The 25863-nt window shown below is 45.7% G+C and carries 30 protein-coding genes; 16 read left to right on the plus strand and 14 right to left on the minus strand.

What is annotated here, in order from left to right:
• Positions 1-107 precede the first annotated feature (107 nt).
• The 11 genes from tuf to B0182_RS07190 form a co-directional block, all read right to left on the minus strand.
• Positions 108-1298 (minus strand): elongation factor Tu, encoded by a 1191-nt coding sequence (gene tuf, locus B0182_RS07140; protein ID WP_029102688.1) that lies wholly within the window; start codon positions 1296-1298, stop codon positions 108-110.
• Between the two features lie 108 nt (positions 1299-1406).
• Positions 1407-3533 (minus strand): elongation factor G, encoded by a 2127-nt coding sequence (fusA, locus tag B0182_RS07145; protein ID WP_078274261.1) that lies wholly within the window; start codon positions 3531-3533, stop codon positions 1407-1409.
• Between the two features lie 121 nt (positions 3534-3654).
• Entirely contained in the window at positions 3655-4128 is a 474-nt protein-coding gene (rpsG, locus tag B0182_RS07150; protein WP_078274262.1) for a 30S ribosomal protein S7, read from the minus strand.
• 153 nt (positions 4129-4281) lie between these two features.
• Positions 4282-4656, minus strand: a complete 375-nt coding sequence (gene rpsL, locus B0182_RS07155; protein ID WP_029102685.1) for a 30S ribosomal protein S12 — start codon at positions 4654-4656, stop codon at positions 4282-4284.
• Between the two features lie 152 nt (positions 4657-4808).
• Entirely contained in the window at positions 4809-5036 is a 228-nt protein-coding gene (locus B0182_RS07160) for a hypothetical protein (protein ID WP_078274263.1), read from the minus strand.
• Positions 5033-5236, minus strand: coding sequence for a hypothetical protein (locus tag B0182_RS07165; protein ID WP_143821688.1), 204 nt, complete (start codon positions 5234-5236; stop codon positions 5033-5035). Before B0182_RS07165 ends, B0182_RS07160 begins: the two co-directional genes overlap by 4 nt.
• 62 nt (positions 5237-5298) lie before the next feature.
• Positions 5299-5790 (minus strand): hypothetical protein, encoded by a 492-nt coding sequence (locus tag B0182_RS07170; protein WP_078274265.1) that lies wholly within the window; start codon positions 5788-5790, stop codon positions 5299-5301.
• Positions 5768-6211 carry a hypothetical protein gene (locus tag B0182_RS07175; protein WP_158079656.1) on the minus strand — a complete coding sequence of 148 codons (444 nt, stop codon included), beginning with the start codon at positions 6209-6211 and terminating at the stop codon, positions 5768-5770. The genes B0182_RS07170 and B0182_RS07175 overlap by 23 nt, the downstream gene beginning before the upstream one ends.
• A gap of 175 nt (positions 6212-6386) precedes the next feature.
• Entirely contained in the window at positions 6387-6782 is a 396-nt protein-coding gene (locus B0182_RS07180) for a lysozyme inhibitor LprI family protein (RefSeq protein WP_158079657.1), read from the minus strand.
• Between the two features lie 10 nt (positions 6783-6792).
• Entirely contained in the window at positions 6793-7830 is a 1038-nt protein-coding gene (locus tag B0182_RS07185) for a hypothetical protein (RefSeq protein WP_078274268.1), read from the minus strand.
• A gap of 119 nt (positions 7831-7949) precedes the next feature.
• Positions 7950-8900 carry a hypothetical protein gene (locus B0182_RS07190; RefSeq protein ID WP_078274269.1) on the minus strand — a complete coding sequence of 317 codons (951 nt, stop codon included), beginning with the start codon at positions 8898-8900 and terminating at the stop codon, positions 7950-7952.
• 83 nt (positions 8901-8983) lie between these two features.
• Here B0182_RS07190 and B0182_RS07195 point away from each other — a divergent pair, with 83 nt between their 5' ends.
• Genes B0182_RS07195 through rsfS form a run of 3 tightly spaced genes read left to right on the plus strand, consistent with a single transcriptional unit; the run spans position 8984 to position 10892 of the window.
• On the plus strand, positions 8984-9805 hold the full coding sequence (locus B0182_RS07195; protein WP_244893663.1) for an NYN domain-containing protein: 822 nt from the start codon (positions 8984-8986) through the stop codon (positions 9803-9805).
• A complete protein-coding gene (gene nadD, locus B0182_RS07200) occupies positions 9805-10488 on the plus strand; it encodes a nicotinate (nicotinamide) nucleotide adenylyltransferase (RefSeq protein WP_078274270.1) in 684 nt (227 codons plus the stop codon). Before B0182_RS07195 ends, nadD begins: the two co-directional genes overlap by 1 nt.
• A gap of 32 nt (positions 10489-10520) precedes the next feature.
• Positions 10521-10892 (plus strand): ribosome silencing factor, encoded by a 372-nt coding sequence (gene rsfS, locus B0182_RS07205; RefSeq protein ID WP_078274271.1) that lies wholly within the window; start codon positions 10521-10523, stop codon positions 10890-10892.
• Positions 10893-10921: 29 nt separating this feature from the next.
• On the opposite strand, the gene B0182_RS07210 is transcribed toward rsfS, so the two are convergent.
• Positions 10922-11662: an NUDIX hydrolase gene (locus B0182_RS07210; protein WP_244893664.1), complete on the minus strand. Its 741-nt coding sequence runs from the start codon at positions 11660-11662 to the stop codon at positions 10922-10924.
• Between the two features lie 48 nt (positions 11663-11710).
• Between B0182_RS07210 and B0182_RS07215 the strand changes: the two genes are divergently transcribed.
• Both B0182_RS07215 and B0182_RS07220 read left to right on the plus strand, forming a co-directional pair.
• A complete protein-coding gene (locus tag B0182_RS07215; RefSeq protein WP_078274273.1) occupies positions 11711-12277 on the plus strand; it encodes an NUDIX hydrolase in 567 nt (188 codons plus the stop codon).
• Between the two features lie 12 nt (positions 12278-12289).
• Entirely contained in the window at positions 12290-12718 is a 429-nt protein-coding gene (locus B0182_RS07220) for a DUF3841 domain-containing protein (RefSeq protein WP_078274274.1), read from the plus strand.
• 125 nt (positions 12719-12843) lie between these two features.
• Here B0182_RS07220 and rimI read toward each other — a convergent pair whose 3' ends face one another.
• On the minus strand, positions 12844-13323 hold the full coding sequence (rimI, locus tag B0182_RS07225; RefSeq protein WP_078274275.1) for a ribosomal protein S18-alanine N-acetyltransferase: 480 nt from the start codon (positions 13321-13323) through the stop codon (positions 12844-12846).
• 84 nt (positions 13324-13407) lie between these two features.
• Between rimI and rnr the strand changes: the two genes are divergently transcribed.
• The 11 genes from rnr to B0182_RS07275 all read left to right on the plus strand — a co-directional run bounded on the left by rnr (position 13408) and on the right by B0182_RS07275 (position 25075).
• Complete coding sequence (gene rnr / locus B0182_RS07230) at positions 13408-15648, plus strand: ribonuclease R (RefSeq protein ID WP_078274276.1); 2241 nt, start codon at positions 13408-13410, stop codon at positions 15646-15648.
• A gap of 368 nt (positions 15649-16016) precedes the next feature.
• Positions 16017-16394 (plus strand): roadblock/LC7 domain-containing protein, encoded by a 378-nt coding sequence (locus B0182_RS07235; RefSeq protein ID WP_078274277.1) that lies wholly within the window; start codon positions 16017-16019, stop codon positions 16392-16394.
• 122 nt (positions 16395-16516) lie between these two features.
• Positions 16517-17566 (plus strand): biotin synthase BioB, encoded by a 1050-nt coding sequence (gene bioB, locus B0182_RS07240; RefSeq protein ID WP_078274278.1) that lies wholly within the window; start codon positions 16517-16519, stop codon positions 17564-17566.
• Positions 17567-17707: 141 nt separating this feature from the next.
• A complete protein-coding gene (locus tag B0182_RS07245; RefSeq protein WP_078274279.1) occupies positions 17708-18535 on the plus strand; it encodes a substrate-binding periplasmic protein in 828 nt (275 codons plus the stop codon).
• A 157-nt stretch (positions 18536-18692) separates the two neighbouring features.
• On the plus strand, positions 18693-20543 hold the full coding sequence (locus tag B0182_RS07250; protein WP_078274280.1) for an autotransporter domain-containing protein: 1851 nt from the start codon (positions 18693-18695) through the stop codon (positions 20541-20543).
• A 56-nt stretch (positions 20544-20599) separates the two neighbouring features.
• A complete protein-coding gene (gene hemJ / locus B0182_RS07255; RefSeq protein ID WP_078274281.1) occupies positions 20600-21025 on the plus strand; it encodes a protoporphyrinogen oxidase HemJ in 426 nt (141 codons plus the stop codon).
• 76 nt (positions 21026-21101) lie between these two features.
• Positions 21102-21224: a hypothetical protein gene (locus B0182_RS15165; protein ID WP_264676070.1), complete on the plus strand. Its 123-nt coding sequence runs from the start codon at positions 21102-21104 to the stop codon at positions 21222-21224.
• A gap of 165 nt (positions 21225-21389) precedes the next feature.
• A complete protein-coding gene (locus tag B0182_RS07260; RefSeq protein WP_078274282.1) occupies positions 21390-22733 on the plus strand; it encodes an amidase family protein in 1344 nt (447 codons plus the stop codon).
• Between the two features lie 109 nt (positions 22734-22842).
• Positions 22843-23724: a polysaccharide deacetylase family protein gene (locus tag B0182_RS07265; protein WP_078274283.1), complete on the plus strand. Its 882-nt coding sequence runs from the start codon at positions 22843-22845 to the stop codon at positions 23722-23724.
• 95 nt (positions 23725-23819) lie between these two features.
• Positions 23820-24116, plus strand: a complete 297-nt coding sequence (locus B0182_RS07270; protein WP_078274284.1) for a hypothetical protein — start codon at positions 23820-23822, stop codon at positions 24114-24116.
• Positions 24113-25075, plus strand: a complete 963-nt coding sequence (locus B0182_RS07275; protein WP_078274285.1) for a CobW family GTP-binding protein — start codon at positions 24113-24115, stop codon at positions 25073-25075. The genes B0182_RS07270 and B0182_RS07275 overlap by 4 nt, the downstream gene beginning before the upstream one ends.
• A gap of 563 nt (positions 25076-25638) precedes the next feature.
• Here the strand turns inward: B0182_RS07275 and B0182_RS15170 are convergent.
• The coding region (locus B0182_RS15170; RefSeq protein ID WP_211271633.1) for a transposase at positions 25639-25863 on the minus strand (225 nt) is incomplete at its 5' end.

The following is a 25863-nucleotide window of genomic DNA, read 5'->3' on the forward strand; positions in this document are numbered from 1 at the left end:
TTTTTCCAAACCCAACTCCCCAAAAACCCAAACCCCCCACCATCTCTGGCAGGGGGTTTGGGTTTGACTTGGTTAGTCTTGTTTGCTGTTAAGCCAATCTTGTTAGATTAGTTCTTAACGTTAGCAACAACACCAGCACCTACGGTACGACCGCCTTCACGGATGGCGAAGCGTAGACCTTTGTCCATGGCGATTGGGTGGATAAGCTCAACACTCATCTCAACGTTGTCGCCAGGCATAACCATTTCAGTACCTTCTTGTAGAGTGATGGCACCAGTTACGTCAGTGGTACGGAAGTAGAACTGTGGACGATAGCCATTTAGGAATGGCGTATGACGACCACCTTCTTCTTTTGACAGTACATATACTTCTGCGTCAAATTGGGTGTGCGGGGTGATTGAACCGGGCTTAGCAAGTACTTGACCACGTTGAACTTCTTCACGCTTAGTACCACGTAGTAGCACACCACAGTTCTCGCCCGCACGACCTTCGTCTAGTAGCTTACGGAACATCTCAACACCAGTACAGGTAGTCTTGGCAGTGTCTTTGATACCAACGATTTCAACTTCGTCGCCCACTTTGATGATGCCAGATTCAACACGACCAGTTACCACAGTACCACGACCAGAGATTGAGAATACGTCTTCGATTGGCATTAGGAATGCTTTATCGATGTCACGCTCTGGCTCAGGGATGTAGCTGTCTAGAGTGCTTAGTAGCTCTAGGATAGCAGGCTCGCCGTATTGACCTTGGTCGCCATTTAGACCTAGTAGTGCAGAACCTTTGATGATAGGCGTGTCATCACCTGGGAAGTCGTAGTCAGACAGAAGTTCACGTACTTCCATTTCTACTAGTTCTAGTAGCTCTTCGTCATCTACTAGGTCGCACTTGTTCATGAATACCATGATGTAAGGTACGCCAACCTGACGAGATAGAAGGATGTGCTCACGAGTTTGTGGCATAGGACCGTCGGTTGCAGCAACAACTAGGATAGCACCGTCCATTTGAGCCGCACCAGTAATCATGTTTTTAACATAGTCGGCGTGACCGGGGCAGTCTACGTGTGCATAGTGACGGTTAGCAGTGTCGTACTCGATGTGAGAGGTATTAATGGTAATACCACGAGCTTTTTCTTCAGGCGCTGAGTCAATGGCAGCGTAGTCTTTTGCTTCACCACCGTGATGCTTAGCAGCAACGGTTGCAATAGCAGCAGTTAGGGTAGTTTTACCGTGGTCAACGTGACCGATGGTACCAACATTTACGTGTGGTTTGTTACGTTCGAATTTGGCTTTGGCCATGATAATATCCTTTTGATTCGTGCAAACTGCACAAGGTTTTGATAAATGATTGTTTTAGCTTACCACTTATGGACAAACCAAAACGGGATTTAAGTGAGATGATTATGATTACTCATCATCATCTTTGGCAGTGAATTTCTTGATGATCTCGTCTGCCACATTCTTAGGCGTTTCTTGGTATTTGGCAAATTCCATAGAGTAAGTTGCACGACCTTGAGACATAGAACGCATTTGGGTGGCATAGCCGAACATTTCAGCAAGTGGCACTTCTGCACGGATGGCTTTGGTGCCACCAGGCAAGTCGTCCATGCCTTGAACCACGCCACGACGACGGTTAAGGTCGCCCATGATGTCGCCCATGTAGTCTTCTGGGGTCTCAACTTCTACTTTCATGATAGGCTCTAGCAGGGCAGGAGATGCTTGCATGAAGCCTTTCTTGAATGCGATAGAACCCGCCATTTTAAACGATAGCTCGTCAGAGTCCACGTCATGGTAAGAACCATCATATAGGGTCGCTTTAACATTAACGACTGGATAGCCTGCCAGAACGCCGTTCTTCATACGCTCTTGGATACCTTTATCTACCGCACCGTGGTATTCTTTTGGTACAACACCGCCCACGATTTCTTCGGCAAATTCGTATTCCACATCACCTTCTGGATCAAGTGGTTCAAGACGTAGCCAAACATGACCAAACTTACCACGACCACCTGTTTGACGAACAAACTTACCTTCAACTTCAACCGTTTGACGGATGGTTTCACGGTAGGCAACCTGTGGAGCACCGATGTTGGCTTCAACGCCAAATTCACGCTTCATACGGTCAACGATGATGTCAAGGTGCAATTCACCCATACCAGAGATGATGGTTTGACCACTCTCTTCGTCTGTGCGTACACGGAACGAAGGGTCTTCTTTGGCAAGACGACCTAGAGCGATAGACATTTTTTCTTGGTCGGCTTTGGTTTTTGGCTCAACCGCTAGCGAAATAACTGGGTCTGGGAACTCCATACGTTCCAAGGTGATGATGTTGTCATTATCACACAAGGTATCGCCCGTGGTTACGTCTTTTAGACCCACAAATGCGACGATGTCGCCCGCACGAACTTCATCAACTTCGTTTTGGCTGTTGGCATGCATCTCAACGATACGACCGATACGCTCACGCTTCATCTTAACAGGGTTATAAACGCTGTCGCCTTGTTTTGCAACGCCAGAGTACACACGAACGAAAGTTAGGTTACCCACGTATTTGTCATTCATGATTTTGAACGCAAGGGCGGCAAATGGTGCATCATCAGAAGATTCACGGCTACCTTCGGTTTCGTCTTTGTCATCTAGAATGCCTTTGATGGCCTCAACGTCAGTGGGGGCAGGCAAGAACTCGATGACGGCATCAAGCATACGCTGTACGCCTTTGTTTTTAAAGGCAGTACCACAAAGCATTGGCTGGATTTCACATGCTAGTGTACGAGCACGAAGACCAGCGACGATGTCTTCACGAGACAAATCGCCTTCTTCTAGGTATTTGTCCATCAGCTCTTCTGATGACTCGGCAGCTGCTTCAACCATGTTGTTGCGCCATTCGTTGGCAGTATCTACTAGGTCGGCAGGAATCTCGCCATATTCAAACTTCATGCCTTGAGATTCTACATCCCAAATGATGGATTTCATCTCAAGCAGGTCAACAACACCTTCAAAGTTATCTTCTGCACCGATTGGCACAACTACAGGCACAGGATTACCGCCCAGACGGGTTTTAACTTGCTCAACCACACGGAAGAAGTTGGCACCTGTTCTGTCCATTTTGTTAACAAAGGCAAGACGTGGCACTTTGTATTTGTTGGCTTGACGCCATACCGTCTCTGACTGAGGCTGTACACCACCAACCGCACAGTACACCATACATGCACCATCAAGCACACGCATAGAACGCTCAACTTCAATGGTAAAGTCAACGTGACCGGGGGTGTCGATCAGGTTAATGCGGTGTTCTGGGAATTGATCAGACATACCTGACCAAAAGCAAGTGGTCGCGGCAGAAGTAATGGTAATACCACGCTCTTGCTCTTGCTCCATCCAGTCCATCGTTGCAGCACCTTCGTGCACTTCGCCGATTTTGTGGCTTTTACCTGTGTAGAACAAAATACGCTCTGAGGTCGTGGTTTTACCTGCGTCAATGTGTGCAGAAATACCGATGTTACGGTATCTATTTAAGGGGGTTTTACGTGCCATAATTTTTCCTAGAAAAATTGCGAGTAATTGGGTGTCAGTTTGTCATGATAAGACATAATTATGACCGCACCATGACAAACGACTGATATTGTTTGGCAAGCCAAACACGCTTTTAATAAAATTAGAAGCGGAAGTGCGAGAACGCTTTGTTAGCGTCAGCCATACGGTGAACGTCATCACGTTTTTTGATGGCAGCACCTTTACCTTCGGCGGCGTCATTTAGCTCGCCTGCTAGGCGTAGAGCCATAGACTTCTCAGAACGCTTAGCGGCAGCGTCAGCCAACCAACGCATGGCTAGGGCAGTACGACGGGAGGGACGGACTTCCATAGGCACTTGGTAGGTGGCACCACCAACACGGCGGGCTTTTACTTCCACCGTTGGGCGAACGCTTTCTAGCACTTCTTCAAAGAAAGCCACTGGGTTTTCGATGTTACGCTTGGCAGCAACGCTCTCTAACGCACCATAAACGATTTTTTCAGCGACTGATTTTTTGCCGTCAACCATAACGTGGTTGATGAATTTGGCGATGGTTTGGCTGCCGAACTTAGGATCAGGTAGAATTTCACGGGCAGCGACGACACGACGTCTTGGCATAATAGTTCCTTATGTCTTCAGGGTAAATCTGGCATACAATCTTAAAATAAATCAAGCATTTAGCCAGCCTTACTGCATGATTGTGGGCATGGGGTAGATTAACACACATCATCACAAGCCATGCACAGGTTAAATTTGGGTTATTGAGCTAAATTACGCCTTAGGACGTTTAGCACCATACTTAGAACGACCTTGTTTACGGTCTTTAACGCCTGCACAGTCAAGTGCACCACGAACAGTGTGATAACGCACACCTGGTAGATCTTTTACACGACCACCACGGATAAGCACAACGCTGTGCTCTTGTAGGTTATGACCTTCACCGCCGATGTAGCTAGATACCTCATAGCCAGAAGTCAAACGAACACGACATACTTTACGCATGGCTGAGTTTGGCTTTTTAGGGGTGGTGGTGTATACACGAGTACAAACGCCACGACGTTGTGGGCAAGCTTGTAGTGCAGGTACTTTTGACTTTTCAGTAATGGTCTTGCGACCCTTACGGATAAGTTGGTTTGTAGTTGCCATAGGCAATATCTCCCGTTATTAAAATAATGGCTTAAATTAAGCCGACCAAGCCCCTTTATAGGGCTAATATACTATTATACGTGATTTTAAAAGGTGTTGCAAGTTTTATCTTGGAGTCTGTATAGACAGACCTCACTCAACATCCACAACCATCACGACCCACCTTCATTTATACGATATTCAAACAGGTGTTCATCCAACAGTTGCTGATAAACACGAGTACACTTAACACTCCTCAAAGATTCCAATTCACCGCTAGGTAATTTTTTCTCAACATCAACACTAGAATAAAACGTGATTTTTCCGTCTTCACGTGTCAAATCTTTTGGGTCATAAGTGCTGGTAAGATGGTAATGATAATCACCGTTTGTAAACATCATGCTGTGTGCATCATAACGATGAAATACGGGGTGCTTTTGACTATTTTGACCACAACCTTTGCATGCTGTGTGATTTTTAACTCCACTTTACCATTTCTCACAAAGCGATAAATATAATGCGATTTATCAGCCGTACGATGAACGGTAACTTTGGCATTATTTTCTGTTAGGCAAGAGAAATACAGGGTATCTTTTGCCATAGATGCGTGAGAAAATGACAGTAATAGCAATACAATAATAACTTTTTGCATAACAAATTTCTCTACAAATACTCATCAGATAATTGTTTAAAAGTCCTATAACAATAAATGTGTTTATTATAGTCATCACCATTACTGACAATTACGCCACTACGCAAAATAATGTCATCCTCCTCTTTTTCTGGTATTTCAAAAGCAGAAAATATATTATAACCATAATTACCATTAGGAAAAAACATACTTACCCCATTACCACGAAACTGAAGTTGATTAACTCTACTATTTAAACGCATTTGCGTTTGTGTTTGCGTAAGTTTTAATTCAACTTTGCCATTTCTAGTAAAACGGTAAGTATAATTTGGTTCTATATGATGACTGCGATGTATGGTGATTGTGGCTTGATTTTTTAATTGACAAGCGAATATAAGTTGTTCTTGATTAACATCATATTGTGCCACAGAGATTTGGGAAAAGAAAATCAATAATAAACCAATAAATATTTTATTCACAGCATTCAATTCCAGATAAATATTAATGCAACAAACTTTTATCATCAATCTTGCGACAATAATGATAATTACCTCTAAATTGGGCAAAGCATTCCCACTGGCTGTATGGTTTATGCCTGTCTTTTTTAGGAATGACCTGTTTGTTATGATTCATAAAATAACGATAAGCAGGATATTTTGGGTGCACACTCCAACTGCTATCTGTTAATACATTAGCAAATACATGCTTGCCTATCGCCTCCATAGTATAACTATGGTTATCTGCATTATCACTGCCATAATATCCACCAAGCAAAATCGATCTATATCGTTCATCGTCAGTATAAAACAAATCCAATCCTGTTACCCCAAAATAGATATTTAATCGCCAACAATTCATTTCTTGAAAATCTAAATTGGGTTGTTTCATCATACAAACATGATTTTGAGGTGTGGAATTTTCATAATAAACGGTCTGTTTTGCCAATTCCAGCCAGTTGTTAGGTAACTCAGGGGGAGCGGGCTGGCTGAAATATCGCGATCAACAGCAAGACAATGAGACGTCCAAAATACAATTTCATATTTCATCCATTCATTTAATAAAAAACCAAAGCACTAAAAATTCACACTTTGGTTGGATAACTAACACGCCACAACAGTTTCTACTCTTTAAGCGACTGCAACCATTTTTCTGTTTTTTGCAATTCTTTTAATCTGCTCACATGATGTTTATACATACATTCTGCATACATATTACCATAACCAGAACCCAAAGTATCTGGGCTAAATGTACTATGGTATTCACAATCATCTTGAATGAACTGTTCCCAACTTTTATGAGCCACTAATAAAGCGGATTTATTGTATGGATTTAGTTGTCCCATTCTGCGATTGGTTTGGGCAATTTGCAGGGCAAGTTTTTGACGTTTTTGATCAAAGCATTCCCAACGCCCACCGCCTGTACATATTCTTTGGAAGTTATCTTGCTGAGCATAAACTTTAGGAGTGGTAATTAATAAAGTAGAAATGCACAACATTATAAATGAGAGTGGTTTCATACAATCTCCATTAGCGGTATTTAGCAGGTATAACCAACTGAAACTTAGGGGCTTGTTTTGCACCTTTTGCTGTACCATGATAATGCGTATTTTGACCCACACCAAAAACCAACCCTTCCTTTTTAGCTTGCTCCACTACTGCATTACCCCATTGTTCCAAAGGAACTTTGCCAGATTTAACAGGGTTTAAATAATTAACATGTCCCCCTACTATTGATGACATGCCATTAGCACGATCTTTTAAATGGGCTAATACCTGAGCTTGCACTTTTGGTTTGATATCTTTATCAGGCATTTTTTGCACACTACCATAAGCACCTGCATTGCCTGATATCTCACTAAATTGATTCGGTGCATTTATCACTTTTCTCACATCACCCTTTGCTAAAAATGCTCTATTCAGTATCGTATCCACCACACCTGCGGTCTGCTTGGCAAATTGATCATCTGGCAAATTAACAACCACTTCTGTCGATGTAACCTTGATAATATCTATCACGTCTTGTTCAGAAAGTGTTAATTTTGACAATGATTGCACCACCTTCACACTCACCGATTTACTTGCCTTAGGGTCGCACACCCCTTTGGCTTTAATCGTAAAAGTACCTGATTTGGGTGCGGTAAATGAATAAGTTGTGTCGCTTTTGGCGACTTTGATGAGTGTTTTTTCGTTAGTGGCTGTCCATGTTACTTTTTGGTTGGCGGTGATGATAACACGCTCGCCACCTTTGAGATTGGCAAGCTCTTTAATGTTGGTGGCTTTATCATTGAGCGTGCCTGTAAAAGCAATCTCTGTACACACATCATAATAATAACTGTACTCTGCCCCAACCGATGTACCAAAATAATTCCCACCAAGCAAATAACAGACATCCTCATGTTCGGACACCTTCTCAAAGCGACCCTCACCACGCTGGGCGATGAGTGCTTCACAGTGTTGCTTAGGTGTTTGACCTTTTAAAATATCATCTGGCTTGTATTCGTTGCGACCCGCTGCCGAACGACCACCGTAGATAGATTTGAGTTTGGTGCGATACTGCTTTGCCATACAAGCACTCCTAATAAGTTAATGAATGATAGTCATTATCATAACAAACAAATGTAACAAAAACGCTCATCAACTGTTGTTGTTTTGTTATGACATATCATAGAATAACCCTCAGATTTCTAAGAGTTTTCTAGCAACTTTACCGCCACTTTCCTCCCAAAAGTCGCCCTTGCCGTGCCCACCACCTCTTCAAAAAGTTGGTTGTTGTAATGCACCGCCACGCCCACAAAGCCAAGCGTGCACAGATGACGTAGCCAAGCGGTGTTGAATTTGTCCAAATCGGTTTTGTCTAAGTTAAAAATCCCCAAAAATTCCTCCAAATGCTTGGTGTATTGCCCTGCCAAAGGACTTGTGGACAGTGCCAACAGCTCATCGGCAAGCCCTGTATTTTGGGCGTTTTTGAGCACCATTTGCCCAAGCGTCAAGGCGGTGAGCAGTACCTGTTTTTGGTGAATGAGTGTTTCGTCTGTCGCCACCAAAATTCCATAAACCGTACGCACACCGTCATCGCCTTCGATGTCCGCACCATAAATAAGTGCAAGCTCGTACACCGTACACAGCGATACCAACAGCACCCACGCCGTATCCAGAGCCACCCCTTTGACCCCAAGCACCCCAAACACTCCGCCAGTACTGAGCCACGTGCGGTTTTGGTTGATGAGGTCTTGGGCGAATGCCTCTTTTTGGTCGTCCGTCAGCATGGACAACTCGGCAAAACGGGCGTCTTTTTGCAATTTAAAGCGTGCCAAACAGTACGCCCCCTGTGCCAGCTTTTGATAAACATCGTCCGACAAGCTTGCCCACGTCTGGGCAGGGACAACCTTTTTTAACAAATCCAACGCCCCGCCCACACGCCTGCCAAGCAATTCTTTACCAAGCGATGAGCCGAACTGACTGGTGTATTTTTGTAAAGATGGCTTGTCAAACCCTGACAAATCAAGGGCTTCATAAGTCTTGCCAGAAGCATACGTGTCGCTCAAATATCCGCCAATTTTGCCAAACAGACTGAGCTTTTGATAGGAAGTTAATTTTTCTTGGTGCATGACATCACTCCATTTTTCATTCATCATTCACACACCATAGCACACCCACGCCAAAAATACAAAATTATTTCAAAAACCCCACCCTCACTGTGGTATGATTTTGTGGTATAATGGCGGCAATTTACCCAACACTGGCAACCACCATGCTACCTAACGATGCCAATCTTGCCGTCTTGATTGATGCCGACAACGCATCCACCACGTACCTTGAAGCCTTGCTCAGCGAGATTGCCACGCTTGGGCGGGCAAGCGTTCGCCGTGCTTATGGCGACTGGACCAAACCTCAGCTTGCCAGTTGGAAAAGCGTGCTGTTGTCGCACTCCATTCAGCCCATGCAACAGTTCGCCTACACTTCGGGTAAAAACGCCACCGATTCAAGCCTGATTATTGACGCGATGGATTTGCTCTATACCGAGCGGTTTGATGGCTTTTGCCTTGTGTCATCTGATAGTGATTATACCCGCCTTGCCCAGCGTATCCGTGAGCAGGGTCTTATGGTGTATGGCTTTGGCAAACAGCATACGCCTAAGCCCTTTATGCAAGCCTGCGACCGCTTTACCTACCTAGAAGTCTTTGAAGAGCAGAAAAAGACCAGTAACGTGGACTTTTATGACTCAGCCGACATGCTATTCTCAGGCGATAACCAATTCAAGCCTGTGGACGTGGCGATTGCATTGGTCAAAAACGCCATCGCCACCATGGCAGACGAGCAAGGCTGGGCAAACATCGCCCCTGTCAAAAACTACATCCTAAAAGTGGAGCCTGATTTTGACGCTCGCCTGTTTCACTATGATAAATTTAGCGACTTCTTAAAGGCGCATCCCCGCTACTTTGAGCTGACCGAACGCTACCCCAACGGCGACAATCACAAAGTGGTCTTCGTCCGCAATCGCCGTAACGACCTATTGACTGACGTTGAGTTGACCATTTGATGAGACGGGTGTTTTTGGGGGGCAGTTTTGACCCTGTGCATGACGGACATTTGGCGATGATACGCCTTGTTCATCATCGCCTGTCATCTTTGGGTTTGCCCTTTGTCATCTCGTTTTTGCCCACCGCAGGCAACCCCTTTAAAGGCACACCCACCGACCCCACGCACCGCCTAAACATGCTGTCTTTGGCGTGTGATATATTAAAAAATCAAGACATTACCGCAAGCATTGACACATCAGAAATCCACCAAGCCCCACCCGTCTATACCATAGACACGGTGCGTGCATTGGCACAGCGTTATCCTGATGATGAACGGATTTTTATCATGGGCGGTGATAGTTTGGCAAGTTTGCATTTGTGGAGGGATTATAAAGAGCTTTTGGCGTACGTTAAAATTTGGGCGTTTGACAGAGCTGGCAGTGATGATGTCGTGCCAGATGTTTTGGTAAGAATGACTGATGATTTTGGTAAATTTTTACAAGATGGTTTTTTAAAAGATGATTTGTTAAAAACCAATAACTCTTTTAACACCAAAAGCATTTTTTATGACACATCGCCCGTGCCTGCCGTCTCGTCCACCCAAATCCGCCACGCCCTAACCCAAAACGACAAACCATGTCATTTGCCCGAGCCGATTTTTGCTTATATTAAAACGCACGAGCTTTATAAAAGTGTGCTATAATAGACGGTTAATATTTATTTTATTTGAACATTATGACCACACATAACCTATCCTTAGATGAGCAAATCACGCTCGTAACTACTGCCCTAGACGACCTAAAAGCCAAAGAAATTACCGTGCTGACGGTTGAGCATTTAACCGAGATTGCCGAGCGTATCATCATCGCCAACGCCACCTCAAAACGCCATGTCAAGGCACTCGCCGACAAGCTTGGAGCCGCTGCCAAAGAAGCAGGGCTTATGCCACTGGGGCGTGAAGGCGACAAAGACAGCGACTGGACGCTGGTGGACTTAGGGCGTATCGTGGTGCATATCATGACCCATGAGGCTCGTGAGTTCTACGACTTAGAAGGCTTATGGTCATCGCCAGAATCCCTACAACAACTCGCCATGCAAAAGGCGTGATACACAAATAAAAGGGCGTGATTGCCCTTTTATGTTATGCGATAATACCACTCATGCCCTACCCCAAAGCCAATCTCCATAAGGATTGATAGTATCCGCCCTGTCAGCCCCCACACGATTTCGGGCGTACCGTCATCATCACAGTCATAGACCCATGCAGGGGTATGCAGTTTGGCGGTACTATTCGTGATTTGACGGTCAAAGACAAAATCCACAGGCTCACTATATAACACATCAAAGGGCAGCCAAAACAGCCGTGCTATCTCATCTTCACTAGGCGTAAGTCTATCCACCACATCAGGCGGTATGCTTGCCACCACAGGACGGACAAGCAAGCCTTTTTTGGAGATTTGCATGGGCAGATACCCCAAAATCTCCACGTCCGCCCGATGTAGTCCCACTTCTTCGCACGCTTCACGCAAGGCGACATCTGCCGATGATATGTCCGTCTCATCACGCTTACCACCGACTAAGGACATTTCCCCTGCATGGCTACTAAGATGATTTGACCGCCTTGTCAAAAGTAGCTTTGGCACAGGTTCGTCTGTGATGACGATAAGCACGCACGCCTGCGGTAAGGGGCTTTCGTTTATCAGCTTATCATACCGCTTTATCGCCTGCTCACGCACAAGCCCTGTCAAAAGCTCATTGTTATCCGTAAAGGGTAAAATATCCGCCCCACGATACTGTGCTAAGGCTTGGGCGAGCGGATAAAAGCGGTGCAAATCTGGCACATTGACTGTTTGTTTGTCTATAAAATCATTTGTCATTTTACTCATTTTCATTTAAACTTGTGATATTTAGCTTATCATATCATTATGTCCTACTGCTTACAATGCGGTCAGCCCGCCACGTACGCCATACCAGACGGCGACACCCGTCCACGCCTAGTCTGCACGTCCTGCGGTTATATCCATTATGAAAATCCCAAGATGATTTGTGGGGTACTTGCCGTTCATCAAGGCAAAATCCTACTTTGTCGCCGAGCCATTGAGCCACGCTACGGACTGTGGACGCTCCCTGCTGGCTTTATGGAAAATGGCGAGACCATGGCGGACGGGGCAAAACGTGAAACAATAGAAGAAGCGGACGGTGTGGCGGTTGATTTAAAGCTATACGCCTTGTTTGACGTGCCACATTGGGGGCAGATTCACGCCATGTATCTTGCCAATCTGCAAGATGGAGCGTTTGGCGTGGGTGCTGAGAGCCTAGAATGTCGGCTGTTTTATCCTGATGAGATTGACATGGAAAATCTCGCTTTTGAGACGGTACGCCAAACCATTGAACGGTATTTGGCGGATAAAGAACGCTTAGAAACATTGGGTAAAGATGGTGGGGATTTTGGTTGTTACCCACTTCATGAGGTGTGTTTGGGTAGCACATAAAGGATAATAACCATGTTCACACTGTGGACAGTACCCCCCGTCAGCGATTATGAGATTTTACGGCGTGATGGCGTGTATCACACCGACCCTGCTTTGGTCGATGAACATCGTCTGTTTGCTTATCACTGGATAGCGGACGAGCTTGCCAAACGCACCCCACCCCCATCCAATGTTACCCTACCTGTGTGGGCGTGGTATCACGCTCATAGGGCAAACAAACCCAAGCCTGACCTTAGAAAATCAGGACATCTACCCAAAGGCGAAAGGGGCGTTCGTATTGAATTTACCCTACCCAAAGAGCGGGTTTTGCTCAGTAATTTTGATGGGTGGCATGCGGTGTTAAATGATTGGTGTTTTGCCTTAGATGATGACGAATACGAGCATTACGAACGCTTGGAGCAAACTCTACCACCTGATGAATTTCAAAGCATTAAAGAGTAAAGCTGGCACAATATCTTTGATTTGAGTCTCATTTCCGACCCTGCTATTTATGAAATTCAAGCGGTATTTTGGGAGCTTCGGCTTGATTGGGTGAAAAAAGTGGATTTTTTTTACCGCCAGATAATTTACCCCAAATCTTTCTCTAAAATCAGTGCATCCACCGCCCCCCATTCGTCTTTGTAATATCCTTTTCGCACGTCTATTTGATAAAAGCCATGTCGCTCATACAGACGTATGGCGGACAAGTTGTCAGCTCGCACTTCTAAGAGTATCCGCTCCGCCCCTTTGTCCTTGCATAATTTGATAAAATCGCTAAGCAAACCGCCGCCCACGCCCTGCTGTTGATGACGGCTGTCTGTGGCAATGCGTAAAATCTCTGCCGTCTCAAAGACAATTTGATAAATACAATAACCAAGCATTTCATCACATTCGTCATCGTCATCACAAGCGACAAGCACCCCTGCCCCAAACTGCCCCAGCACCGAATGCACCGCCAAGCCGTCCCAAGCGTCATCAAACAGCTCACGCTCCACCCGTGCAATGTCGGACAAATAGCCTGATGATTGGGCGATGTCGGGCGTGGCAAAATTTAAAAAAACTGTCATAAAAGTTACATGATTTCGTGGCTAAATATGTTATGATAACTCAAACATGAAGATTTAACCAAATTTTTTATAAAGAGAAAATGTATGAAAAAAACACCAACGTGGAACGACCCCAACGCCACCGATGAAGCCAATAAATACCAAAATCCCATTCCCTCACGCCTGCTTATCCTACAAACTGTCGCCCAAATGAACAATGACGGCAAACCTGCCACGATGGAGAGTTTGGGACTGCATTTTGAGATTTTGGGTGATGAGGAGCGGTTTTTTGCCCTAACCAACCGCCTAAAAGCCATGCTACGGGACAACCAACTAGAACGCACGGACGGCATTCATTTTAGCATTGCCCCCCTGCCCACCACCGTAACGGGCAAGGTGTCGGCAAATGCCAAGGGCTTTGGCTTTGTCGTGCTTGACGATATGCCTGACCTATTTATCCACGAAAAGCAAATGCGAGTGGTCTTTGATGGCGATACGGTAGAAGCGGTGGCGACCGAGTTTCGTGGCAAGCCCGAAGCCCGTATCCAAAACGTGCTACACCGTGCCAGCACTGAGTTTGTGGGCGTGATTGACAGCGATGATGAGGGCTACTTTGTGCGTCTGTCAGGGGCGAATGCTCATCAGCCCATTACGCTGACCGATGATGACGTGGCTCATCATGGGGCGAGCGTGGGCGACAGCGTGAAAGTTACTATCATTGATATGCCGACTTATCAAGAGTACGCCACAGGCAAGATTAGCGAGCTTTTGACCAATCTTAATGACCGTGAACTTATCATTGAGACCACACTCCTAAACCACGCCATACCGTCTGAATTTAGCAAAGCCACCCTAGAACAAGCCGACAGCTATGGCGAGCCGACTGAGGCAGACTTTAAAGGGCGGGTGGATTTGCGAGATTTGCCACTTATCACGATAGACGGCGAAGATGCCCGAGATTTTGACGATGCGGTCTATGCCTGCAAACGCTCGGGCGGTAATTACCGTGTCGTGGTTGCCATTGCGGACGTGAGCCACTATGTAACACCCCAATCTCCGCTTGATATGGACGCGTACGAGCGTGGCACGAGCGTTTATTTTCCCCACCGTGTCATCCCCATGCTCCCAGAAGTGCTGTCCAACGGCTTATGCTCGCTAAACCCCAAAGTGGATCGCCTCTGCATGGTGGCGGATATTAAGCTGTCTCGTGTGGGCAAGGTTACAGGCTATGAGTTCTACCCTGCGGTCATGCACTCACAGGCTCGCCTGACTTATAACCAAGTAAACGCCTATTTTGACGACCCCACGAACCAAACCCTGCCCGATGATTTGGTCAAAAATCCTGATGTCTGTAAATCGGTGGACACGCTTTTTGCTCTGTATCAAATCCTTGATAAAAAGCGTGAGGAACGAGGAGCGATGGCATTTGAGACGGCGGAGAGTTACATCGTCTTTGGCGAAGATGGCGACATCAAGGACATCAAAAAACGTACTCGTGGCGATGCTCATAAGCTCATCGAAGAGATGATGCTCCTTGCCAATACTTGTGGGGCGAATTTCGCCCTAAAACACGACTTGCCCGCCCTTTATCGCAACCATGATAAACCCTCTGATGAAAAAAGCGGTAAACTTGCCGAATATCTTAAATCCTTTGGTTTGGCGTTCCCGACCGAGTCGCCCACCCATGCCGACTATCAACGAGTCATCAAGGCAACCGAAGGCAGGGCGGACACCGAGAGTATTCACGCCATGCTACTTCGCTCCATGATGCAAGCGAACTATAGCCCTGACAACATCGGACATTTTGGCTTGGCGTATGATGAGTATAGCCACTTTACCAGCCCCATTCGCCGTTATCCTGACCTCATGCTCCACCGAGCCATTAAGGATAAAGTTACAAACACCAAGCCCAAGCCTGCCATTTATAAAACCCTAGACGATGCAGGCGAGCAAACCTCCACCACCGAACGCCGTGCCGAAGAAGCAAGCCGTCATGTGGAAGCCTGGCTAAAATGCCATTATATGGGGCGGCATTTGGGCGATGAGTTTGTGGGGACGATTACCACCGTAACGAGTTTTGGTTTGTTTGTTACGCTAAATGACTTGTTCATTGACGGACTGATTCACATCTCAAACCTATCTGCCGAGTACTATGAGTACAACGAGCGTGAACAAGCCTTGATTGGCGAGAAAGGCTCAATCTTTAAACTTGGCGAACAGCTTTTGATTAAGGTTGCTGGCGTGAATATGGATTTATTGCAAGTGGATTTTGCGTTGGTTGAGAAAGTGGGGGATGAGAAGGTGGTTAAGAGTGCTAAGAAAAAGGCGAGTAGAAAGAAAAGCTGATTTATCCCACAAAAGGGCGATTATCCACCCCAGTAAAGACAAACTGTTCGTTATGGCAGTTTGTCTTTTTTATTATAATGATTTTTATTATTTAGCAGATCTTAATAAAGTTTAATTCATATTTATCAATCACTTACACGACAGTAAATTCATTAAAATTTTTATGGATTTATTTAAAAAATGTCTTGCATTTGCATTTTATGGGCGTATAATGGCTAAACTTGATAGAAATTAATTTATTTAACAATCGTATTTTGTTTTTTAAATTAATTTATCTGTTTTATAATGATTAATAATTATGGCATTTGTATTTTAGTCTCAATATCAGTTTCTAAAATATCATATGCAAAATAGTGGGATATAAATAAATGCTAGACATCGCCAAATTTAATGAGATTTTAGATGAATTACACGCCGACTCTGCCGAGATTGAGGCATCAGCACTTATCACTGATGATGGTATGATGATGGCATCACACCTGCCCATGGGTGTGAACGAAGAGCGGATTAGTGCCATGAGTGCCGCTCTGCTGTCGGTCAGTGAACGCATGATTGACACGCTATCGGGCAATGAGAGTGAGCGTGTGATGGTACAAAGCAAAGTGGGCTATGTCATCGTCAGTGCCGTGGCTGAGAACCTGTTATTGACAGTTGTCGCACGTCCTGATGCCAAGTTGGGCATGGTCTTTCACGACATCAAAAAAGCGTCGCAAAGTGTGCAAGCGGTACTAAACGGTCAGGTATAATCATCATAAACGGCAGGCAATGCCGTTTTTTTGACTGTGCTATTTATAAAGTCATGAAACTTCTTTACAATCATTCACTTATTTTTTAAAATAACCACTTATTCATTGATTAGGGAAAAATCATGCCACCAAACCATCAGTCAATCACTCGCCAAGACATCGCTCGTCTGTTTGATTTGCCACTCATGGATTTGCTCATGCAAGCCCAAAGCGTTCATCGTCAGCATTTTCATGCCAACGAAGTCCAAATCAGCACGCTATTATCCATCAAAACGGGCAACTGCCCTGAAGACTGTGGCTACTGCTCGCAGTCAGGACATTATCGTAATAAGACAGGTCTGACCGCCGAAAAACGCCTTGAAATCCAAAAGGTCTTAGCATCGGCAAAGCGTGCCAAAGCATCAGGCTCATCTCGCTTTTGTATGGGGGCAGCATGGAAACATCCGTCAGCCAAGGATATGCCGTACTTGGTGGAGCTTATCCGTGAAGTCAAGGCGTTAGGGCTTGAGACGTGCATGACTTTGGGTATGCTAAAGCCCGACCAAGCCCAGACTTTGGCAGACGCAGGGCTTGACTATTATAATCACAACCTTGACACCTCTCGCAATTATTATAGCCAAGTAACTAGCACTCGCTCGTATGATGACCGCCTAGAGACGCTTGAACACGTCCGAAACGCAGGGATAAATGTGTGCAGTGGCTCAATCGTGGGTATGGGCGAGAGCCGTGATGATAGGATCGACTGGATACATGAGCTAACCACCATGCCCATACCGCCCCAGTCCATTCCTGTCAATCTACTCGTCCCTATCAAAGGCACGCCACTGGGCGATAAGGTACTAGAAGAGGGCAGGTTGTCCGTCATTGAGTGGATACGCACGATTGCCGTTACTCGTATTTGCTGTCCGATAAGCTACGTGCGACTGTCAGCAGGGCGTGAGAGCTTGACGGACGGTGAGCAGGCGTTGGCGTTTATGGCAGGGGCGAACTCGTTCTTTTATGGTGATAAGCTACTGACCACAGGCAATCAGTCCCAAGCCAATGATGACCGCCTTATGGCAATGCTAGGGCTAACTGCCGAAAAACCCACCCCCAAGCCCAAAATCGTGAACGCCATGACGGGCAAGGCAGAGTTTGACGACTTGCCACAAGGCTGTCCGTTATCAGCTTGATAGCAAAACAATAACACACCCTTAAGCCCAATAAAATTTATGCTTACTTTGTCATCATAAACATAAAAAAATATAAGTTTACAAAAGTCTTAAAGGTTTGTTAAAATAGACATCTATTTTTATCAGTTTATTGGACAAGTCATGAAAAAAATCACGCTTTCTTTTGCCTTATGTGCAGGACTATTTGGATGCACCGATAAGCCTGCCGAGACACCCGCCCCAGCCGACAGCCATCCGACAGCCACCACCGCCCCTGCCGAAAGACCAAGCAAACTACCTAATGATGCCCCTGTGGTAAAGGTTGTGACTTCAGGGGTTCTACCACCCTTAACTTTTTTAAACGAAAATGGCAACCTAACTGGCATAGACGTGGACATCATTCACGCCATCGGAGAAGACCAAGGCTTTAAGGTGGAGCTACACAAAGAAAGATTTATTGACATGCTTCCCAATCTAGAAGCAGGTAAATATCAAGTTGTCATTAGTGGCTTATCTCCATCACCTGAACGTATTGCTAAATTCGATCACACCAATCCTTACTTGCAAAACCCATCCATCATCATGCATAAGCCCAACGTTGCGGTAACAGACATCGCAAGCCTAAAACCGTTGCGTGTGGCAACCATGAAAGATACCACGCAAGAAAAACTCATTAACGAGTTATCTGTTGCATCACACGAAACCGTGGATACAGTATTTCAACTGTATCAAGGTTTGGTTCAAGACAAATATGACGCGGTATTGCAAGACAAATACTTCTTAGAATATATCGCTCTTAATTATCCCGATCATCAGATGAGCGTGGTAGAGTATGATAAAACTCCGAACGCAGCAGATATTGTTATCTACACCCAAAAAGGCGACCAAGAACTGCTAGATAAGCTCAATGCCGGCATTACTAACCTGAAAAACTCAGGGGAGATAAATAAAATCACGTCAAAATATCTGACCCTACCTACCGCCAAATAAGTAATTAAAGCAAATCGGTACTGACAAATAATTGGCATTGGCAGATAACCCATCAAAGACCAAAGCAACCATAAATCAAAAAAACACTTGTAATTTTTGTAATATCTTGTTACACTTTACAAGTGTTTTTACTTTGAAAGCAACTCAGAGAGTAATAATGAAAAAATCCGCCTTTGCCAAATACTCAGCACTTGCCCTAATGGTTGGGATGTGCCTGCACACCGCTTACGCCAAGGAGTTTAGCCAAGTCATCATTTTTGGGGACAGCTTGTCCGATACAGGTCGCCTAAAAGATATGGTCGCCCGAAAAGATGGCACCCTTGGCAACACCTTACAGCCATCTTTTACCACCAACCCCGACCCTGTATGGTCAAGCTTATTTGCCCAAAGTTATGGCAAAACCGCCAGTCCCAACACGCCTGACAATCCCACTGGCACTAACTATGCCGTGGGCGGAGCTCGCTCTGGCTCGGAGGTCAATTGGAATGGTTTTGTGAATGTACCCTCCACCAAAACGCAAATCACCGACCATTTGACCGCCACAGGTGGCAAAGCCGACCCTAATACCCTGTATGCCATTTGGATTGGCTCTAATGACTTAATTTCAGCTTCTCAAGCCACCACAACAGCCGAAGCCCAAAACGCCATTAAAGGTGCGGTAACTCGCACCGTGATAGACATCGAAACACTCAATCAAGCAGGGGCGACAACCATTTTGGTGCCAAATGTGCCTGATTTGAGCCTCACGCCCCGAGCCATCTATGGCGAAAGCCTCATGGCAGGCGTGCAAGACAAAGCCAAACTCGCCTCAAGTCTGTATAATAGCGGTCTGTTTGAAGCATTAAATCAATCCACCGCCAACATCATCCCTGCCAACACCTTTGCCCTACTCCAAGAAGCGACCACAAATAAAGAAGCCTTTGGTTTTAAAAACACGCAAGGCGTGGCGTGTCAAATGCCCGCTCGTACCACAGGGGCGGATGATGTGGCTTCTACTTCCTTGGCATGTACCAAAGCCAATCTTATAGAAAACGGGGCAAATGACACCTACGCCTTTGCCGATGACATTCACCCATCGGGACGCACGCACCGCATTTTGGCACAGTATTACCGTTCTATCATGGACGCCCCTACTCACATGGGTAAACTCTCAGGCGAGCTTGTCAAAACAGGTTCAGCCCACGACCGTCATGTTTACCGTCAGCTTGACAGGCTTAGTGGCTCACAGCACAGCATTTGGGCAAACGTCTATGCCAGCGACCGTACCGACCCCACCACCCAAATCGGCTTGGACGTGGCAGGTTCATCAAGCCATACAGGGGCGTATCTGAGCCACCAAAACCAAGATTATGTGCTGGATGACACCCTATCATCAGATGTCAAAACCATTGGCATGGGGCTGTATCATCGCCATGACATCGGCAATGTCCGTCTAAAAGGCGTGGCAGGTATCGACCGACTTAGCGTGGATACGCACCGCCATATCGACTGGGAGGGGGCAAGCCGTTCGCACACCGCAGATACCACCGCCAGACGTTTTCATGCAGGGCTACAAGCCAGCTATGGCATAGACATGGGCAAAGCCACCGTGCGTCCGCTTATCGGCGTACATGCCCAAAAAGTCAAAGTAAATGACATGACCGAGAGCGAATCAACTTTATCCACCGCCATGCGTTTTGGCGAGCAAGAACAAAAGTCCCTACAAGGCGAGATTGGCGTCGATGTGGCTTATCCGATTAGCCCTGCTTTGACTCTGACGGGCGGTATCGCTCACGCTCATGAGTTTAACGATGATGAACGCACCATTAATGCCACTTTAACCTCCATTCGTGAATACACGAAGGGCTTTAATACAAGCGTTAGCACCGACAAATCTCACGCCACCACCGCTCATCTGGGCGTACAAGGGCAACTTGGCAAGGCAAATATTCATGCAGGCGTTCACGCCACCCACCAAGACAGCGATACAGACGTGGGTGGTTCGCTTGGGGTTCGCTTGATGTTTTGATTGGCTTTTAAAGATAAAAAGTGGTATCATGCCACTTTTTATTTTGCCAAAAATCTATGTTTGAGTACATCAAAGCCTTTCACATCATCGCCATGGTTTGCTGGTTTGCAGGGATTTTTTATTTGCCACGGCTGTTTGTTTATCATGCGATGAGCGATGATAAGATTAGCCAAGAGCGGTTTGCTATCATGGAGCGTAAACTCTACCGTGGCATCATGAATCCTGCGATGATGGCAACGTGGGTACTGGGGCTGTCTATGATCATCATGAATTGGCAAATCTACAAAACCCAAGGCTGGCTACACGCCAAAATCACGCTCGTTATCCTACTTACCATCTATCACATCGCTTGCGGACGATTTCGTCTTCGCCTTGCCGACAACCCCAAACTAAAAACCCACGTCTATTGGCGGTGGTTTAATGAAATCCCTGTCTTTATCTTAATTGCGGTGGTCATTTTGGTGGTGGTAAAGCCGTTTTGATAAAACAAGGGCGGTCATGAGTAACATGGTAAAAACATAATGTTATATTAGGGCGTGCCTGCCGTTGGTATTTGCAATGAAAAATGAGAAAAATCGCCCGTTTTTCAAGGAAAAAGTGAAGTTTGATAGCTGTTCTATCAAACGAGCTTTTGACGATGAAAAACAAGATTTAGCCATTTTTCATGCAAAAATTAATTAAATCATCAATTTTTTATTAAATTCCAATAAAAATGTTATCAATGGTAGGCACGCCCTAATACACATTACTGATACCAAACTGTAAGAAACTACCACCAAATGATAACTTAACTACCCATTAAAATAAGCGTACACTGGCTGTGTATTCATTCATCATCAGCCAGCCATGACCGCCCTTGACCTTGCCCATGCTTATGCCACAGGCGACACCTGCCCCATCAAGGTATTAGACACGCTGTATGAGCATATCGATGACGCCCCCAATGCGTTCATCAGCTTAACCAAAGAGCTTGCCTACGCCCAAGCCCAGTCCGCCAAAATCCGTTGGCAACGGGGCAATCCCTTATCCATATTTGACGGGATACCCATCGCCTACAAAGACTTGTTTGACATCAAGCAGACCATCACAACCGCAGGGGCAAAGCTTAGAATGCACGCCCCACCTGCCACGCAGGACGCACACGTTGTCTCAACCTTGCACCATATGGGCTTGACTTGTGTGGGCAAGACCAATCTGTCCGAATTTGCCTATTCAGGATTGGGGCTAAATCCCCATTTTGGCACCCCAACCAATGTTACCAATCCTGACCACGTGGCAGGAGGCTCATCATCAGGGTCGGCAACGGTGGTCGGGCATGGCATTGTCCCGCTTGCCATGGGGACGGATACCGCAGGCTCGATTCGCATTCCTGCCAGTTTTAATGGCTTGGTGGGATTTCGTGCCAGTCGTCAGCGTTATGACAAGCAAGGCGTATTCCCCCTAGCCGATTCACTAGACACCCTAGGTCCTATCGCTCATGACGTCATAGACTGCCTACTCATTGATGAGCTACTTGATCATCAGCCTTGTCTAGACTGGCTTGATGATGACCATCCCACACGCCTTGCCCAATCTCACGCCTTGCCCACACTCGTGTTTGACCCTGCCATCGTTGCCTTGGCAGATGATGATGTACAGGCGTGTTTTCATGAGTGGGTGCAGACACTGACAAAGGCAGGCTTTTATATCAGGACAGAGACCATCACGGCACTGCATGACACACTCGCCTGTATCAATGAGCAGTGGCTTGGTTCTGCCGAAGCCTATACTCTGCACGAAGAGCTACTGCATAGCCCCCAAGCCGATGAGCTAGACAGACGGGTCAGAACCCGACTCATGCTTGCCAAAGACATCAAAGCCAGCACCCAAATCCGCCTATATGCTCGCCGAACCGTTTATCAGCAGGCTCTCATGCATAAGCTTGGCAATCGTCTGTTTATCATGCCAACCGTCCGCCATACCGCCCCTGTGCTTGCCAAGCTAGAAGCCGATGATGACTATTTTGCTCATATCAATGCCCAGACCCTAAACTTTACCATGATTGGTAGCTTTTTAGACATGCCGACCCTAAGCCTGCCCATCGGCACGGACGCTCAGGGCTTGCCCATTGGGGCTTCTGTGGCGGGGGTAACAGGAAGCGACCGACAGGTACTCATGTCGGGGCATGTGATACAGACGTATTTGTCTTAAAGGGTTTGATGATAATTGGCGATATGTTCAATCATTACAAATCGAACCGCAATGATGTCATGTCAATAAATTTTAACCGCAGGATAACCTGCATTTTTAAGGAGCTGTTATGGCAAAAGAAATCTTTGTATCCATTGGCGTTGATGTTGACGCCGTGGCAGGCTGGCTTGGTTCGTATGGCGGTGAAGACTCGCCAGATGACATCTCTCGTGGGCTGTTCGCTGGCGAAGTGGGTACGCCTCGCCTGCTTGATTTGTTTGACAAAGAAGGCTTGACAACCTCATGGTTTATCCCTGGTCACTCGGTCGAAACCTTTCCCAAACAAATGCAAATGGTCGCTGACGCAGGGCATGAGATTGGCATTCATGGATACAGCCACGAAAACCCCATCGCCATGACTCGTGAGCAGGAACAAGCGGTACTAGACAAGTCCTTCGCCCTGATTACCGAGCTAGCTGGCAAAGCCCCGACAGGCTATGTCGCCCCGTGGTGGGAGTTTAGCCCTGTTACCAATGAGCTATTGCTTGAAAAAGGTATTAAATACGACCACAGTCTCATGCACAACGACTTTACGCCTTATTATGTGCGTGTGGGTGATAGCTGGACGAAGATTGATTACAGTCAGCACCCCGATACATGGATGAAACCTTTGGTGCGTGGACAAGAGACGGATTTGATTGAGATTCCTGCCAACTGGTATTTGGACGATTTGCCCCCGATGATGTTCATCAAAAAATCACCAAACTCACACGGCTTTGTTAATCCACGCCATCTAGAAGAGATGTGGCGAGACCAGTTTGATTGGGTGTATCGTGAGATGGATTATGCAGTTTTCCCCATCACCATCCACCCTGATGTGTCGGGACGTCCACAGGTGCTACTCATGCTTGAACGCTTGATTAAGCATTTTAAAGCCCATGACGGCGTTAAGTTTGTCACGATGAACCAAATCGCTGATGACTTTACCAAACGTTACCCCCGTCAAAAATAGCGATTTTGACAACCGCCAGTTAAGTCCAATTTGTGGGTGCAAGCTAGCAAAGCGGTACTTAACTTTTCTACCATCCCATCATCACGAGAATACCCATGTGCGGACTTTGCGGACTCATCGAAGAACAGAGCGACTGGACGGCAAGCCTGTCCGAGTTGCCACGTCGCCAAGAGCGTTATCGCAGGCTCAAACTCATCAACGCCCTTGCCAAGCCCCATCGCATACAAATATCCGATGTTCATGGTGTCAATTATCTGGTGCAGACCCCAACAGGCAAACAAGCCATGGCAAATGGGCTGGGCGAGCTGTGGGGGCAGATTCACACACTAACGGGCAAACCCATTGATGTGTTAGACGAGCAGTTTTTAAGTGCTTTGGAAATCCAGTCATGAACAAAGTCCCCATTCATATCGTTACAGGATTTTTGGGCAGTGGCAAAACCACCTTTATCCAGCACATCCTAAAAAACGACCAAAACGCCAAAACCCTAGTACTCATCAATGAGTTTGGCGAAGTAGGACTGGATGATTTACTGGTCAAACCCATCAATGACAGCACCTACCTGCTACCATCGGGCTGTATGTGCTGTACCGTGCTGACCGATGTCAAAGACACCTTGTTGTCCGTGCTTGATTTGAACAAAGACAGCCTTGTTTTCGATAAGATTCTCATCGAGACCACGGGGCTTGACAACCCTGCGTCCATCTTATCCACCTTAAGCCAAGACATGCACCTAAAAGGGCGATTTGCCCTGCATGGCATGACCACCATCATCGACGCTCAGCACGCCCCTACCCAAGCGACCACCGCCCCCGAATGGCTACCACAAGTCATCGCCTGTCAGCAGTATGTGCTGTCAAAGACCGATTTGTGTCAAGCAGATAACATGGCAACCACCCAAGCACTCATGCACAAGGTCAATCCTGACGCCATCCAAGTACAGGCAGATGACTTTATTAACATGCAGGCGTTATTTGCCAAGACCTTTGATGTCCTGCCCAGACCCACGTTTTTTCTCAAAAACGAGCAGGACACCCACGCCCACGCCCAAAGCCTTGTCCTGACCTTTGACACACCCATCGATTGGCTTGCCTTTGGGCTGTGGCTTAGCCTGCTACTTGACCAATATGGCGAACACATCTTACGCCTAAAAGGGGTGCTACACCTACAAGGTATTGACAAACCCATGCTACTCCAAGGCGTTCAGCACTGCTTATACCCACCCGAACACCTGCCAGCGTCCATTTGGCAGGATGATGTGACTCGTCTTATCATGATAGTGCGTGGGCTTGACGCGTCAGACGTTGAGCGTTCGGCAAAGACGGTATTGGGGTATTTAAATACGCATTGATTGCTTGTTACAAAAATGAATAAAAATTACTTTTATTTATAACAAAAATCCAGCAAAATTGCCACAAATAACAAGTCATTTGGCATTGATTAAATTAGGGCATGCCTACCCTTTATAACACTATTTACACCCAAGAAACTTTAAAATTGCTGGGGCATGCCCACCTTTTGTATTTTTCTTTAAACTGCCATAGATTTCTCATACAATTCTCATTTCTGATAAATTATACAAATCATTTGGGTTAATTCTTGCTAATAAATCAATATTTAATTTATTATTTAAGTGCTATTTGGTGCTTTTATTTAGTATTTTTTAAAAAAAATTGTTATTTTTAAATATAAATAAAAATTATCTTAACTTCTATTGGTTTGACAATCATTAATATCATTTATGAATTCATCATAATTATGAGCTTGTCATGAATTCATGTTATTAATTTTTAATAAATTTTAAGATAAAGCAAACATCAATCATTCTTTGTCTTGATTAGACCATTCCAAATTCTAATGCTGTTTTACATTAAAAACCAACAAAATATAAAGGTAGTAGTCTAAAAAGTACACTCAAAAAACCACAAAATCACCACACATCCCCATGTTCCAAAACAGTTCATCCAAATCATCAGTCATCCAGCCTTGTCTTAAAGACTTAGCTTGACTCCATTGATACTCAATGGGGTTTAAGTCAGGAGAGTAAGGAGGCAAGAACAATAAACGATGTCCATGCCTGTTTAGTAGCTTTTGGATTCTTTTGTTTTTATGAAAAGGGGCATTGTCCATGACAATCAC

It is taken from the genome of Moraxella bovis (genome assembly GCF_002014975.1).
Taxonomy (GTDB): domain Bacteria; phylum Pseudomonadota; class Gammaproteobacteria; order Pseudomonadales; family Moraxellaceae; genus Moraxella; species Moraxella bovis.

Bases quoted from the DNA above. Each gene is read 5' to 3' on its own strand.
- tuf (WP_029102688.1), bottom strand. From the start codon at position 1,298: ATGGCCAAAGCCAAATTCGAACGTAACAAACCACACGTAAATGTTGGT.
- fusA (WP_078274261.1), bottom strand. From the start codon at position 3,533: ATGGCACGTAAAACCCCCTTAAATAGATACCGTAACATCGGTATTTCT.
- rpsG (WP_078274262.1), bottom strand. From the start codon at position 4,128: ATGCCAAGACGTCGTGTCGTCGCTGCCCGTGAAATTCTACCTGATCCT.
- rpsL (WP_029102685.1), bottom strand. From the start codon at position 4,656: ATGGCAACTACAAACCAACTTATCCGTAAGGGTCGCAAGACCATTACT.
- B0182_RS07160 (WP_078274263.1), bottom strand. From the start codon at position 5,036: ATGATGTTTACAAACGGTGATTATCATTACCATCTTACCAGCACTTAT.
- B0182_RS07165 (WP_143821688.1), bottom strand. From the start codon at position 5,236: ATGGCAAAAGATACCCTGTATTTCTCTTGCCTAACAGAAAATAATGCC.
- B0182_RS07170 (WP_078274265.1), bottom strand. From the start codon at position 5,790: ATGATAAAAGTTTGTTGCATTAATATTTATCTGGAATTGAATGCTGTG.
- B0182_RS07180 (WP_158079657.1), bottom strand. From the start codon at position 6,782: ATGAAACCACTCTCATTTATAATGTTGTGCATTTCTACTTTATTAATT.
- B0182_RS07185 (WP_078274268.1), bottom strand. From the start codon at position 7,830: ATGGCAAAGCAGTATCGCACCAAACTCAAATCTATCTACGGTGGTCGT.
- B0182_RS07190 (WP_078274269.1), bottom strand. From the start codon at position 8,900: ATGATGAATGAAAAATGGAGTGATGTCATGCACCAAGAAAAATTAACT.
- B0182_RS07195 (WP_244893663.1), top strand. From the start codon at position 8,984: ATGGCGGCAATTTACCCAACACTGGCAACCACCATGCTACCTAACGAT.
- nadD (WP_078274270.1), top strand. From the start codon at position 9,805: ATGAGACGGGTGTTTTTGGGGGGCAGTTTTGACCCTGTGCATGACGGA.
- rsfS (WP_078274271.1), top strand. From the start codon at position 10,521: ATGACCACACATAACCTATCCTTAGATGAGCAAATCACGCTCGTAACT.
- B0182_RS07210 (WP_244893664.1), bottom strand. From the start codon at position 11,662: ATGACAAATGATTTTATAGACAAACAAACAGTCAATGTGCCAGATTTG.
- B0182_RS07215 (WP_078274273.1), top strand. From the start codon at position 11,711: ATGTCCTACTGCTTACAATGCGGTCAGCCCGCCACGTACGCCATACCA.
- B0182_RS07220 (WP_078274274.1), top strand. From the start codon at position 12,290: ATGTTCACACTGTGGACAGTACCCCCCGTCAGCGATTATGAGATTTTA.
- rimI (WP_078274275.1), bottom strand. From the start codon at position 13,323: ATGACAGTTTTTTTAAATTTTGCCACGCCCGACATCGCCCAATCATCA.
- rnr (WP_078274276.1), top strand. From the start codon at position 13,408: ATGAAAAAAACACCAACGTGGAACGACCCCAACGCCACCGATGAAGCC.
- B0182_RS07235 (WP_078274277.1), top strand. From the start codon at position 16,017: ATGCTAGACATCGCCAAATTTAATGAGATTTTAGATGAATTACACGCC.
- bioB (WP_078274278.1), top strand. From the start codon at position 16,517: ATGCCACCAAACCATCAGTCAATCACTCGCCAAGACATCGCTCGTCTG.
- B0182_RS07245 (WP_078274279.1), top strand. From the start codon at position 17,708: ATGAAAAAAATCACGCTTTCTTTTGCCTTATGTGCAGGACTATTTGGA.
- B0182_RS07250 (WP_078274280.1), top strand. From the start codon at position 18,693: ATGAAAAAATCCGCCTTTGCCAAATACTCAGCACTTGCCCTAATGGTT.
- hemJ (WP_078274281.1), top strand. From the start codon at position 20,600: ATGTTTGAGTACATCAAAGCCTTTCACATCATCGCCATGGTTTGCTGG.
- B0182_RS15165 (WP_264676070.1), top strand. From the start codon at position 21,102: ATGAAAAATGAGAAAAATCGCCCGTTTTTCAAGGAAAAAGTGAAGTTT.
- B0182_RS07260 (WP_078274282.1), top strand. From the start codon at position 21,390: ATGACCGCCCTTGACCTTGCCCATGCTTATGCCACAGGCGACACCTGC.
- B0182_RS07265 (WP_078274283.1), top strand. From the start codon at position 22,843: ATGGCAAAAGAAATCTTTGTATCCATTGGCGTTGATGTTGACGCCGTG.
- B0182_RS07270 (WP_078274284.1), top strand. From the start codon at position 23,820: ATGTGCGGACTTTGCGGACTCATCGAAGAACAGAGCGACTGGACGGCA.
- B0182_RS07275 (WP_078274285.1), top strand. From the start codon at position 24,113: ATGAACAAAGTCCCCATTCATATCGTTACAGGATTTTTGGGCAGTGGC.